Source organism: Janthinobacterium sp. PLB04 (genome assembly GCF_021165895.1).
Classification (GTDB): Bacteria; Pseudomonadota; Gammaproteobacteria; order Burkholderiales; family Burkholderiaceae_D; genus Janthinobacterium; species Janthinobacterium lividum.
The window spans coordinates 4299440-4313099 of sequence record NZ_CP088968.1; the positions used below are offsets into that span (position 1 = coordinate 4299440).

Below are 13660 nucleotides of genomic sequence, written 5' to 3' on the forward strand. Positions count from 1 at the left end.
ATGAGCGTGGCGTCGCATCTGCTGTTCCTGGCCTGCGTGGCGCTGGCCAGTTACGCGCAGAACTTGACGGGCTTTGCCTTCGGCCTGATCCTGCTGGGCCTGACGGCCGTGCTGCACCTGGCCAGCCTGGGCGACGTCGCCAACGTGGTCAGCGTGCTGGTGCTGGTGAATGCCGCCATCACGTTTGGCCGCACGCGCCCGCAGCTGGCCTGGCCCGTATTCGGCCCTGCACTGGCCGTCAGCCAGCTGGGCGTGGGCGCGGGCGTGGCCCTGCTGGGCTGGTTCAGCGCGCAGCAAGTGACCCTGCTGCGCTTCCTGCTCGGTTGCGCCATCGTCGTCTGCGCGTGCATGCTGGTGCTGCGTGCCAGCGCGCGTGCGCGGCAATCCGGCCTGCCCGCCTTCCTGTTCTTCGGCGGCGTGTCCGGCGTGATGGGCGGCCTGTTCGCCAGCGCCGGCCCGCCCATGGTGTACCACCTGTACCGCCAGCCATGGCCGGCCGACATGATCCGCCATTCGCTGATCGTGCTGTTCGCCGCGAATGCCGTGCTGCGCCTGGCCCTCGTGCTGGCGCATGGCCAGTTCAGCATGACGGCCCTGTGGCTGACCCTCGAAGCCTTGCCGCTGGTGACGGGGCTGACCTGGCTGGCGCGCCGCCACCCTTCGCGCCTGCCCATCGAGCACGTGCGCCGCGCCGTCTTCGTGCTGCTGCTGGTCGCCGGCCTGGCCCTGGTGCTGCCGCCCGTGCTGTCGCTGCTTGCCTGAGGCGGCGCCTTTTTTCCTTTTACTTTTACAAGACGAACCTTCCATGTCCGCTTCCCGCTTTTCCTCCCTGCCCTCCGACTGCGACCTGCTGGTCGTCGGCGGCGGCATCAATGGCGCCGGCATCGCGCGCGACGCGGCCGGCCGCGGCTTGCGCGTGGTGCTGTGCGAACAGCACGACCTGGCGCAGCACACCTCGTCCGCCTCCACCAAGCTGATACACGGCGGCCTGCGCTACCTCGAATACTATGAATTCAAACTGGTGCGCAAGGCGCTGCAGGAACGCGAAGTGCTGCTGCGCGCCGCGCCCCACATCATGTGGCCGATGCGCTTCGTCATGCCGCACGACGCCGCCCAGCGCCCCGCCTGGATGATACGCGCGGGCCTGTTCCTGTACGACCACCTGGCCAAACGGGCCTTCCTGCCCGCCTCGCAAGGCATCGCGCTGGACAAACACGCGGCGGGCGCGCCGCTGAAGGCCGGCTACCGCAAGGGCTTCGTGTATTCCGACGGCTGGGTCGACGATGCGCGCCTGGTGGTGCTCAACGCGCTCGACGCGCAGGAGCACGGCGCGCACATCCTCACGCGCACGGCCTGCATCGATGCGCGCCGCGATGGCGGTGCCTGGCACGCCACCCTGCAAGCCGAGGATGGCCAGCGCAAGACACTGCGTGCACGCGCCATCGTCAACGCGGCGGGACCGTGGACGGCGCAATTTGCCGGTGCGGCCGGCGGCGGCAAGACGCAGGGACTGCGCCTGATCAAGGGCAGCCACATCATCGTGCCGCGCCTGTTCGAGCATCCGAACGCCTATATCTTCCAGAACCCGGACCAGCGCATCATCTTCGCCATTCCCTACCAGGACGACTTTACCCTGATCGGCACCACGGACGAGGAATACAAGGGGGAAGTGAGCCAGGTGAAGATCAGCCAGGCGGAGATCGATTACCTGTGCCAGGCGGCGAACCGCTACTTCAAGCGCGAGATCGGCCCCGCCGACGTCGTGTGGACGTATTCGGGCGTGCGCCCCCTGCTCGACGACAGCGCGCAGAACGCGTCGGCTGTCACGCGCGACTACCTGCTGGAAGTGGCGCGCGGCGACGCGGCGACGGGAGCGCCCCTGCTCAATATCTGGGGCGGCAAGATCACCACCTACCGCAAGCTGGCCGAGGAAGCATTGGGCTTGCTGGCGCCCCTGCTGGAGAATGGCGCCCCGGCCTGGACGGCGCAAGCGCCCCTGCCCGGCGGCGACCTGCAGCAGGAGAATCGACTGGTGGACAGCCATGATTTCGACGCTTTCCTCGCCCGCTTCCAGCGCGATCACGCCTGGCTGCCGCCCGCGCTGGCGCGCCGCTATGCGCGCGCGTACGGCAGCCGCGCCACGCGCCTGCTGACGGGCGCCGCTTCGATGGCCGACCTGGGCGAGCAGCTGGCGCCCGGCCTGTACGAGGCCGAGGCGTGCTATCTGATCGAAGTGGAATGGGCCAGAAGCAGCGACGACATCCTGTGGCGGCGCAGTAAACTGGGTTTGCGCTGCGCGCCGGCCGACGTGGCGCGCCTGCAGCAGTGGCTGACGGTCCATCTGGCGCAAGAGGTGGCGGCATGACGTATTTGCTGGCCCTCGACCAGGGCACGTCCAGTTCGCGCAGCATGGTGTTCGATGAAACGGGCGCCATCGTCGCCGTGGCGCAGCGCGAGTTTCGCCAGCTCTTCCCGCAACCGGGCTGGATCGAACACGACCCGATGGAAATCTGGCACAGCCAGTTGGCGACCTGCCGCGAAGTACTGGCCAAGACAGGCCTGAAGGCAGATGCCCTCGGCGCGCTGGGCATCACCAACCAGCGCGAGACGACGGTGGTGTGGGACCGCGCCACGGGCGAACCCGTCTACAACGCCATCGTCTGGCAAGACCGCCGCACGGAAGCGCTGTGCGAGGACTTGCGCGCGCGGGGCCTGGCCGGCGCCATCCACGCGAAAACGGGCCTGGTGCTCGACCCGTATTTTTCCGGCACCAAGCTGCGCTGGATACTCGACGCCGTGCCCGGTGCCCGCGCGCGGGCCATGCGCGGCGAACTGGCTTTCGGCACCATCGACACGTGGCTGGCGTGGCAGATGACGGGCGGCCGCCTGCACGTGAGCGACGTCACCAACGCTTCGCGCACCATGCTGTGGAACCTGCATGAAGGCTGCTGGGATGCCCAGCTGCTCGACTGGCTGGACATTCCCGCCAGCCTGCTGCCGTCCGTCCATCCATCGAGCCACGTGTACGGCGAAACGGATACGGAAGTGCTGGGCAGCCCCGTGATCATCGGCGGCATCGCGGGCGACCAGCAGGCGGCCCTGTTCGGCCAGACCTGTTTCACGCCGGGCATGGCCAAGAATACCTATGGCACGGGCTGCTTCTTGCTGCTCAACACGGGCGAGCAGTGCGCGCAATCGCAGCATGGCTTGATCAGCACGGCCGCCTGCCAGGTGGGCACGCTGCCCGCGTATGCGCTCGAAGGCAGCGTCTTCATCGGCGGCGCCGTGGTGCAGTGGCTGCGCGACGGCCTGGGCGCCATCGGCCACGCGGGCGAAGCGGAAGGCCTGGCCGCCTCCGTGCCCGATTCGGGCGGCGTGGTCTTCGTGCCCTCGTTTACAGGCCTGGGTGCGCCGTACTGGGTGCCATCGGCCAAGGGCGCCATCCTGGGCCTGAGCCGGGGCAGCACGGTGGGCCACATCGCCCGCGCGGCGCTCGAAGCGATCGCCTTCCAGAGCGCCGCCCTGCTGGATGCCATGACTCGCGACGCGCAAGCGCCCATCACCGAGCTGCGCGTGGACGGCGGCGCCTGCGCCAACAACCTGCTGCTGCAATTCCAGGCCGACCTGCTGGGCATCCCCGTGGTACGCCCGCAAGTGATTGAAACGACCGCCCTGGGCGCGGCCTATCTGGCGGGCCTGGCCATCGGCCAGTACCGTGGCGTGGAAGAGCTGGCGTCGCACTGGCGCGCCGACAGGACGTTTTTACCCACCATCGGCCGCGACCAGGCGGGCAGCCTGATGCAGCAATGGGAGGTGGCGGTGCGGCGGTTTGCGGGAAATGGGGAGGGATAGCCAATATAACAGGCAAAAAAAAGCCCGCTGCTGGAGCGGGCTGAATCTATTTCCTTGGAGGAAGATAGAGGAGACACATGAATGATGCCGCGTTGCAGCATATAAAACCACTTTATATTCGTGATGTCAGAAATACGCAACGGTGATATTAAGGGCAACGAAGAATTCCATGCGGCAACTTTTATGCTGCCGCTTCCGTTTTCCCGTCGCCAGAACGCAACATATTCTTGATGCCTCGCAACGCTTGCCGTACCCTCGCCTCGTTTTCGATCAGGGCGAAGCGCACGTATTCGTCGCCGTATTCGCCGAAGCCGATGCCGGGCGACACGCTGACCTTGGCTTTTTGCAGCAGCAGCTTGGCGAACTCCAGCGATCCCAGGTGGCGGTACGCTTGCGGGATATGCGCCCAGATATACATGGAGGCCTTCGGTTTTTCCACCATCCAGCCCGCTTCATGCAAGCCTTTCACCAGCACGTCGCGGCGGCGCTGGTATTGGGCGCAGATTTCCGTCACGCAGCTCTGGTCGCCTTCCAGCGCGGCGATGGCCGCCACCTGCACGGGCGTGAAACTGCCATAGTCGTGGTAGCTCTTGATGCGCGCCAGGGCCGCCACCAGTTCCGCATTGCCCACCATGAAACCGATGCGCCAACCCGCCATGTTGTAGCTTTTCGACATGGTGAAAAATTCCACGGCCACGTCGCGCGCGCCGGGCACCTGCATGATGGATGGCGCCTTCCAGCCATCGAACGTGATGTCGGCATACGCCAGGTCATGCACCACCAGAATATTGTGCTGTTTCGCCAGCGCGACGACCCGTTCAAAGAATTCCAGCTCCACGCATTGCGCGGTCGGGTTGGATGGGAAGCCCAGCACCATCATCTTCGGCTTCGGGTAGCTTTCGCGGATCGCCCGTTCCAGCTCGGCAAAAAAATCCACGCCCGGCCCCATGCGCACGGAGCGGATGTCGGCGCCCGCGATCACGGCGCCCCAGATGTGGATCGGATAGCTGGGATTGGGCACCAGCACCGTGTCGCCACGGTCGAGCGTCGCCAGCATCAGGTGCGCCAGGCCCTCTTTCGAGCCGATGGTGACGATGGCTTCGCTGTCCGGGTCGATGTCGACCTCGTAGCGCTTCTTGTACCAGTGTGCAATGGCGCGGCGCAAACGGGGAATACCTTTTGATGCGGAATAGCCGTGCGTGTCGGGGCGTTTCACCGTCTCGACCAGCTTGTCCACGATGTGGGCCGGCGTGGCGCCATCGGGATTGCCCATCGACATGTCGATGATGTCCTCGCCACGGCGGCGCGCGGCCATCTTGAGTTCGGCGGTGATATTGAAAACGTAGGGGGGAAGGCGATTGATGCGCGAAAAGCTGCGCGGAGCTTGGCTGTCGGTCATGGTTATCTCTGTACGTAAGCGCCCGGATCCGTCCGAGCGACGTTGGCGCAGTGGCTGCGCCTGCAACGATACTAACCCGGCTTCGCAAGAACTGGCAAGGCCGATTCGGACAAGCTACAATACGCGCTGATCGAAAATGAGCGCACCGGTTGGTAACCCGGTAAGTGCCCGGCACCGTCCGGCATGCTCCCGCCCACGCGGACCCACGGCGCTGACCCTTGGCTGTTACACCAGCCGGGGAGGTGTTCTGGTTCGTGCATCTTTCCGCCGCGCCATCCCTCCCCTGCTTTCTATTTTAGGAATGAGACGGATGGCAACACACGACACCGCAGTAACTGGCATGACCCTGGACCGGACCGGCATCGAGCAGCAGCTGGCCCTGCCCGTGCGCCACTTCATCGATTGCGCGTTCGACGGCGAAGACTTGTCGCGCCTCGATTTGCAAGGCTGCACCTTCGAGCGCTGCACCTTTGCCGACACCAACTTATTCGCCAGCAAGCTGGCGCGCAGCACGTGGCGCCGCTGCCGCGCGGGCAGCGCCGATTTCGAATCCGTCGACGCCGTCGACGCCAGCTTCGAAGGCTGCGACCTGAACAACACAAAATGGCGGCGCGCCAAGCTCGCTTCGGCCACCTACCGCGGCTGCAAGCTGACGGGCGCCTCGTTCGAGGAAGTGGCCCACCTGGGCCTCACCTTCGAGGACAGCCTGCTGGTGGGCGCCGATTTGCGCGGCTTTTCGTTCCGCAAGGCGATACTCAAACAGCTGGATTTTTCCGACGCCTACCTGGCCGGCTGCGATTTCCGCGACGCCGTCTTCGAAGGCGGCAGCCTGCGCAACGCCACGATCAAGCTGGCAAAGTTCCAGGGCGCGGACTTGCGCGGCGCCGATATCGACGGTTTCAAATTGAGCGACGCGGCGCTGCTGAAGGGCGCCGTCATCACGCATGCGCAGGCGGCCAACTTCATGCGCGCGCTCGATCTGGTGGTGATTTAATCTGAACAGGCAAAAAAAAAGCCCGCTGCGGGAGCGGGCTGAATCTATTTCCTTGGAGGAGATAGAGGAGACAAGTGCATCTTGCGGCATCGCGGCATATCACGCCACTTTATCTTCATGATGATAGAAATATCCATTAGTGATAACGAGGCGCCATCAGGGTTTCACGCCGTGCGGCGTGTGGCTTGCGGCAGAAATTCTCCCAGCCACACCAGCAGGGCCAGGCCCGGAAACGCCATGCCGGTCAGCAAGGTCGCTTGCCAGCCATAACTGGCGTACACCCAGGCACCGATGGCCGAGCCGGCCGCGCCGCCGGCAAAGAACAGGGCGAAATACAGGCCGTTCAGGCGACCCCGCACTTCCGCGCCCAGGCTGAAGATGGCGCGCTGTCCCAGCACCAGGTTGGCCGCCACGCCCATGTCGAGCACGATGGAGGCGACCACCAGCAGCCCCAGCGCCACGTGTTTCGACTCTGGCGCCAGCATCGGCAAGGCAAAGGCGACGATGCCCAGCGCCAGCGCAGCTGCCGTGGCCGGCAAGGTGTGGCCCGCATCGGCCAGACGGCCGGCGATGGGCGAGGCAACGGCGCCTGCCATGCCCACCAGGGCAAAGATGGCGATACCCGTTTGCGACAGGCCGAACGCGGGGCTGGACAGCACCAGTGGCGTGACGGTCCAGAACAGGCTGAAGGCGCCAAACAGGCCAGCGTGATAGGCGGCGCGGCGGCGCAGCACGGGCGTGCCCAGCAGCAAATGCCACAAGGACGCCATCAAGGCCGGATAGCGCATGTTCGACACGGGCTGGCGCACGGGCAAGGCGCGGCGCAGCACCAGCGCCAGCAGCACCATCAGCACGGCGGCGCCGCCAAACACCACGTGCCAGCTCGCATGGGCCGCCACCAGCGAGGCCACGGGACGGGCCAGCATAATGCCCAGCAACAAGCCACTGACCACCTTGCCCACGGTCTGGCCCCGCGTCGCTTCCTGCGACAGGTGGGCGGCAAACGGCACGATCACTTGCGCCGCCACAGAACCGAGGCCGATGGCCAGCGCGGCAGCGAGAAACACGATGGCGCCCGTGGAAAGGGCCGCCACGACGAGGGCCGTGGCCGTCACCAGCAGGGCCGTGATGATCAGGCGGCGGTTTTCCAGCAAGTCGCCCAGGGGCACGACAAACAGCAGGCCCAGGGTATAGCCCACTTGCGTCAGGGTGACGATCAGCCCGGCCGCCTTGGCCGACAGGCCCGTCGAGGCGCTGATCGGCCCGACGAGGGTTTGTGCGTAATACAGATTGGCGACGATCAGGCCGGAAGCGATGGCCAGCAGCAGCACCATGGCGGGCGCAATGTCGTGGGGAGCAGAAGGTGAGGCCTTGTTCATGTTGTTTCCTCGGTTCGATAGGGATGTCGCTATTCTAGGCAAAGCCGGGGCAAAGATAATTAGGGCATAATCACCCTACACTTTTCACATAATATGAACAATGAAAGCTATCCCATGGACAAGATCAAGGCCATGCAGACCTTCGTGCGCATCGTCGAAGCCAACAGCTTTTCCAAGGCAGCCGAGACACTGAATTTGCCGCGCGCCGCGCTGACAGCCACCCTGCAAAAGCTGGAAGCCTACCTGGGCACGCAACTGCTGCAGCGCACCACGCGCCGCCTGTCCCTGACGCCGGAAGGTGCCGAGTACTTTCGCCATTGCCTCGATATCCTGAAAGCCGTTGACACGGCGGAACTGGCCTTCCGTGGCCCTGACGCGAAAAAACCCCGCGGTTTGCTGCGCATCAACCTGCCCAATACGGTGGGCCGGCGCCTGATCATTCCCCATATCGCGCAATTCCACGCCGCCTGGCCAGACGTGCAATTGCAGCTGAGTCTGACAGACCGCCTGGTCGACCTGACGCAGGAAGGCATCGATTGCGCCTTGCGCGTGGGCACCTTGCAAGATTCCGCCTTCATCGGCAAGCAGGTCGGCCTGATGCACTTCGTCACCTGCGCGTCCCCTGCTTACCTGGCGCGCCACGGCACGCCGCACACCCTGGCCGACCTGGCCGCGCACCGGGGCATCATGCATTACTCGGGCCGTACGGGACGCGCCTTCGATTGGGATTTTCTTCAAGGCAAGGAGGTCGTGCGCGTACAGATGGCCGGCCCCATCGCCGTCAACGACGCGGACGCCAGCGTCGATTGCGCGCTGCAAGGGTTGGGCCTGGCGCAGGCGGCCGTGTACCAGGTGCGCGCGCACCTCGACAGCGGCGCCCTGGTGGCCGTGCTGCCCGGCTGTTCGCCGACGCCGATGCCCATGTCCCTGTTGACGCCGCAAGGCCGATTGGCCACGCCCAAGCTGCAGGCGTTTGCCGGCTGGATCACGGCCCTGCTGGCTGCCCAGCCCGACGTGCAACTGCCCACGCACAAAACCTGAGGCAAAAAAAAGCCCGCTACAAAGAGCGGGCTGAATCTATTTTCTTGGAGGAGAATAGAGGAGACAAGTGAATTATGCTGCATCGCGGCATATCAATCCAATTGATTGTTGGAATGATAGAAATACACCAGACAGATAACTGATGGCGAAAAAAAAACCGGCTCCGCAAGGAACCGGTTTTTTACTGCGTGAAAAACCTTACTTCGCCGCCGTCACCGGTGTTGCCTTGGTGTCCGCGCCATACGGCAAGACCTTGGACGCCAGGCGGGTATCGGCCTTGATCAGCGCCACTTCGTCTGCCAGGATGCGCGCCGCTTCGTTGAGCAGCACGTCCTTGGCGCTCTTCGCGGCCGTTTCAGCGTCCAGTTCGGCACTCAGGGCCCGCTCGTCACCCTGCAAGCCGTCGTCGGTGCGCAAGGCGCCCTTCACGGCGGCAATCTGCTTGGCCGTCTTGTTGGCCGCTTTCGCGCCCTTCAGCACATCTTTCGGATCGGGAATGACCACCAGGTCGTCGGCAGGGTTCGAAATCTGCGCGATCAGGCGTTTTTCACGGGCCTTGGCGCGCGCTTCCTGGGCATCGCGCTCCTTGCGGCGCACGGTTTCATTGAGCGAAATCTGATTTTCCTTGCGCTGCTTGACGACGAGGGCGATGTCATCGAGCAAATACTGGAAATCCTTGTCCTTGGCCACGCGCGCATCATGCTTCTTGTCCAGCAGCGGCACGATGTCCTTCAGGTCGCCCGTCGGCATGTAGGGCGCCGGCTTGATCGCGACCCATGGCAGGGCATTGTCATAGCTCGATTCGCCGAAGTTTTCCGCGTCCGACATGGCTGGCAGCTTGATGTCAGGCGTGACGCCGCGCAACTGCGTGGTGCCGCCATTGATGCGGAAGAACTGGGCGATGGTCATTTTCAGCTCGCCGAAACGGGCTTTCTCGCTGCCGCCGAAACGGTCGAGGTTGAACAAGGTCTGCACCGTGCCCTTGCCAAAGCTGCCTTCGCCGATGATCACGCCACGGCCATAGTCCTGCACGGCGGCGGCGAAAATCTCGGAAGCGGATGCCGAGCCGCGGTTGATCAGCACGCCCATCGGGCCATCCCAGGCCAGGCCGGCGCTGGTATCGCTTTCCACTTCGACCTTGCCTTCGGCATTGCGCTGCATCACGACAGGGCCCTTGTCGATGAACAGGCCCGTCAGTTCGACGGCTTCATTCAGCGATCCGCCGCCATTGTTGCGCAAGTCGATCAGGACGTTGTCGACCTTGTCCTTCTTCAACTCGGCCAGCAAGCGGCTGACGTCGCGCGTGGCGCTTTTGAAGTCCTTGTCGCCGCGGCGGCGCGCTTCGAAGTCCTGGTAGAACGTCGGCAGGGAAATGACGCCGATGCGGCGCTTGACGCCGTTCTCGCGCACTTCGATGATCGATTTCTTCGCCGCCTGCTCTTCCATGCTGATTTTCTTGCGCACCAGCGGCAAGACCACGTGCTTGGCGTCCGGGCCGGCGTCGGCCGGCAGGATGTCGAGGCGCACCACGGAATCCTTGGCGCCGCGGATCAGCTGCACCACGTCGTCGATGCGCATGCCCAGCACTTCGGTGATGGGGCCGCTTTCGCCCTGCCCCACGCCGACGATGCGGTCGCCCACTTTCAGCTTGCCCGACAAGCCGGCCGGGCTGCCCGGCACGACTTCGCGCACCACCGTGTATTCGTCGCGCGTCTGCAGCACGGCGCCGATGCCTTCGAGCGACAGCCGCATGGCGATGTCGAAGTTGTCCGAAGCGCGCGGACCCAGGTAATTGGTATGCGGTTCGATCGACATGGCGTAGGAGTTCATAAAGATCTGGAACACGTCTTCGCTGTTGAGCTTGCGCGCACGGGTCGTGTAGCTCTCATAGCGCTTGTCCAGCGTCTCGCGGATGGCCTTGTCTTCCTTGCCCGCCAGTTTCAGGCGCAGCCAGTCGTTCTTGACGCGCTTGCGCCACAGGTCCCGCACTTCCTCGTCGTTCTTCGGCCAGGCGGCCTTTTCGCGGTCGAGCTGGTAGCTCTCATCGGCCGTAAAGTCGAACTTGGTTTTCAGCAATTCACGCGCATACGCCATGCGCTCGTCGAAACGCTGCTGGTACAGGTTATAGATGGCAAACGGCGCCGTCAGGTCTTCATTGATGATGGCGTCATCGAGCTTGGTGCGCAAGGGCGCGAAACGGTCGATGTCGGCCTGCACGAAAAACAGCTTTTCCGCGTCCAGGGACTTGAAATAGCGGTCGAAGATCTTCTCCGACATGGCGTCGTCGAGCGGCATGGCCTTGTAATGGACGCGCGTCAATACGCGCGATGCCCACAAGGCGGCCTGCGTTTGCTGGGCCAGCGGCTTCATGGGTAGCGGAGGAGCGGCGCTCTTGTCCGTCTGGGCTGCGCCAGCGTGGGCTGACAGGGCAAGCACCAGGGTGACCAGCATCATTTGCTTCTTCATCGGCTTCTCCGAAAATTAGTTGAATCAATTCCAGGCGGCGCAGCCATGCATGCGCCAGCCAGCAAGACAGTAAGGGGAATACACGACTGGTCTGCATATTATTCTACAGGATACGGCCTGGCAGTCTCCCATGGAATATCAGTTTCTTCCTGGAAGCTTAAACGCGAATTAAAGGTGGCGTCTCATTCATTACAAAGTGAAACATTCGTGAGAAAAATTACATCGCCCCTCGGCGCCAAAGATCAAACGCGCCATTGAAATCGAAAAAGTCAATAGGCCGTTTTTATAATCCTTGATACGGATGATGTTTTTACGCGAAAAATTGATTCCTGCGGGAAACACTTAGTAACAAAACGCAAGCAACATGCTATCATCGCGCCCTGAAATCCAGCTTGCCTGCGCGCGGCTCCCAACGCCGGCGCGCCTCAGTTTCAACAGTATTCCCCACCAGATCCCCTCCCCGCGTGTCATGTCATGACCAGGAATGGCCGAGCTGATTACCCTTTGCCAGACTCACACTATGCCTACAAAATCATTCTCCCCCCGCCACTGGAGTGTCGGCGGCAAGATCACCATTTTTACCTTTGCCCTGGTCAGCCTGATCCTCGCCAGCCTGACGACCTTGATCAGCATCCGCACCTCGGCTGCGCTGGAACAGCGCGCCGAAGCGGCCGTCACCAGCGAACTCAATAGCGTCATGACAACCACGGAAGTGTTTCACACGGCCATGGTCAACGAAGCGGCCAGCTTCGCGCGCCTGTTCGCTGCCGAATTTCCCGGCCCGTTCACGGTCGACACGGGTGCGATGGTGGCCGTGGCCGGCAAAGCCACACCCGCCCTGGCCAACGGCGGCAAGGTGCTCAACCTCGACACGGCCGTGGTCGACCGCTACACGGCGCAGACGGGCGTGATCGCCACCATTTTTGCCGCCAATGGCGATGAATTCGTGCGCATCAGCACCTCGCTGAAAAAGCAGGATGGCGAACGGGCCATCGGCACGCAGCTCGACCACAACCACCCCAGCTATGCACCGCTGCGCGCCGGCCAGCGCTTCGTTGGCATGGCCACCTTATTTGGCAAGCAATACATCACGCAATATGATCCCGTGCGCGATGCTGCTGGCAAGGTAGTCGGCGTGCTGTTCATCGGCCTGGACATCAGCAAGAATCTGGCCATGCTGAAAGAGAAGATTCGCCAGGTCAAGATCGGCCAGACGGGCTACATCTATATCGTCGACACGGCCCCTGGCGCCAATTACGGCCACCTGGTGCTGCACCCGAACAGCGAAGGCAAGAGCGCGCTCGAGTTCAAGGCCAGCGACGGCCGCCTGTTCATCCAGGAAATGCTGGCGCAAAAGGACGGCGCCATGCGCTACACGTGGACGGCGCCCGGCGAAACGGCGGCCCTCGCGCGCGAAAAGCAGCTGTTTTACCGTCAATTCAAGGATTGGCAATGGATCATCGCGGGCGGCACGTTCACGGACGAGATCACCCTGGAAGCGCGCCAGCTGCGCAACCAGCTGGCCATTTCCGGCTTCATCGCCCTGCTCGTCTTCGCCCTGCTGCTGTACTGGCTGGTGCGCACGCTCGTGTCGCGCCCGCTGGCCGCCGCCGAAACGGCCGCCGCGCAGATTGCCGCCGGCGACCTGACGGTGCACCTCGATACCAGCAGCCTGGACGAAATCGGCCGCCTGCTGCTCGCCATGAACCGCATCAGCGACAACTTGTCGCAAGTGGTCAGCAATGTGCGCGGCAGCGCCGGGCAGATCGCCACGGCATCCGGTGAAATCGCCAGCGGCAACCTGGACTTGTCGAGCCGCACGGAACAGCAAGCCAGTTCGCTGGAAGAAACGGCCGCCTCCATGGAAGAACTCAGTTCCACCGTGCGCCAGAACGTCGACCATGCACAGCAGGCAAGCCGGCTCGCGCACGACTCCTCCAGCCTCGCAGCAGAAGGCGGCGCCGCCGTGGCGCAGGTGGCCAGCACCATGGATGCCATCCGCAGCTCCTCGGGCAAGATCGCCGACATCATCGGCGTCATCGACGGCATCGCCTTCCAGACGAATATCCTGGCCTTGAACGCGGCCGTGGAAGCGGCGCGCGCCGGTGAGCAGGGACGCGGCTTTGCCGTCGTCGCCACCGAGGTGCGCACCCTGGCGCAGCGCTCGACGGCAGCGGCGAAAGACATCAAGGACCTGATCCAGGCATCCGCCAGCACGGTGGACCTGGGCCATGCGCAAGTGAGCCAGGCCAGCGCCACCATGGACACCGTGGTGGCCAGCGTGCAGCAAGTGAGCACCATCATGGCCGAAATCGCCCAGGCAAGCGAAGAGCAGCGCAGCGGAATCGAGCAAGTCAACCAGGCCATCGCCCAGATGGACCAGGTAACCCAGCAGAATGCGGCCCTGGTGGAAGAAGCGGCCGCGGCCGCCGACGCCTTGCAGGAGCAGGCGCAGGAGCTGAACCAGGTGGTAGGCGTGTTCAAGCTGTAAAAGCGGGTCCGGTGCTAAGATGGCGCATACCACCGCGC

At 63.8% G+C, this 13660-nt stretch carries 9 protein-coding genes; 6 read left to right on the forward strand and 3 right to left on the reverse strand.

Features of this window, described 5'->3' with window-relative positions; translation table 11 throughout:
• From LSO07_RS18915 to glpK, 3 genes are read left to right on the forward strand one after another with little or no spacing between them, the layout of a single operon-like run.
• A complete protein-coding gene (locus tag LSO07_RS18915; RefSeq protein ID WP_034778569.1) occupies positions 1–762 on the forward strand; it encodes a TSUP family transporter in 762 nt (253 codons plus the stop codon).
• Between the two features lie 43 nt (positions 763–805).
• Positions 806–2365, forward strand: a complete 1560-nt coding sequence (gene glpD / locus LSO07_RS18920; RefSeq protein ID WP_151096272.1) for a glycerol-3-phosphate dehydrogenase — start codon at positions 806–808, stop codon at positions 2363–2365.
• Positions 2362–3852, forward strand: coding sequence for a glycerol kinase GlpK (gene glpK, locus LSO07_RS18925; RefSeq protein WP_151096273.1), 1491 nt, complete (start codon positions 2362–2364; stop codon positions 3850–3852). Before glpD ends, glpK begins: the two co-directional genes overlap by 4 nt.
• A 181-nt stretch (positions 3853–4033) precedes the next feature.
• Here glpK and alaC read toward each other — a convergent pair whose 3' ends face one another.
• Entirely contained in the window at positions 4034–5251 is a 1218-nt protein-coding gene (gene alaC / locus LSO07_RS18930) for an alanine transaminase (RefSeq protein ID WP_034778578.1), read from the reverse strand.
• Between the two features lie 310 nt (positions 5252–5561).
• Between alaC and LSO07_RS18935 the strand changes: the two genes are divergently transcribed.
• Complete coding sequence (locus tag LSO07_RS18935; RefSeq protein ID WP_373606024.1) at positions 5562–6245, forward strand: pentapeptide repeat-containing protein; 684 nt, start codon at positions 5562–5564, stop codon at positions 6243–6245.
• 164 nt (positions 6246–6409) lie between these two features.
• On the opposite strand, the gene LSO07_RS18940 is transcribed toward LSO07_RS18935, so the two are convergent.
• Positions 6410–7624, reverse strand: a complete 1215-nt coding sequence (locus LSO07_RS18940; RefSeq protein ID WP_070256721.1) for an MFS transporter — start codon at positions 7622–7624, stop codon at positions 6410–6412.
• A 114-nt stretch (positions 7625–7738) separates the two neighbouring features.
• Between LSO07_RS18940 and LSO07_RS18945 the strand changes: the two genes are divergently transcribed.
• Positions 7739–8665: a LysR family transcriptional regulator gene (locus tag LSO07_RS18945; protein WP_151096274.1), complete on the forward strand. Its 927-nt coding sequence runs from the start codon at positions 7739–7741 to the stop codon at positions 8663–8665.
• A 198-nt stretch (positions 8666–8863) separates the two neighbouring features.
• Here LSO07_RS18945 and LSO07_RS18950 read toward each other — a convergent pair whose 3' ends face one another.
• Positions 8864–11131, reverse strand: a complete 2268-nt coding sequence (locus LSO07_RS18950) for a carboxy terminal-processing peptidase (protein WP_151096275.1) — start codon at positions 11129–11131, stop codon at positions 8864–8866.
• 520 nt (positions 11132–11651) lie between these two features.
• On the opposite strand from LSO07_RS18950, the gene LSO07_RS18955 reads away from it, so the two are divergent.
• On the forward strand, positions 11652–13622 hold the full coding sequence (locus tag LSO07_RS18955) for a methyl-accepting chemotaxis protein (protein ID WP_191909724.1): 1971 nt from the start codon (positions 11652–11654) through the stop codon (positions 13620–13622).
• The last annotated feature ends 38 nt before the right edge of the window (positions 13623–13660 follow it).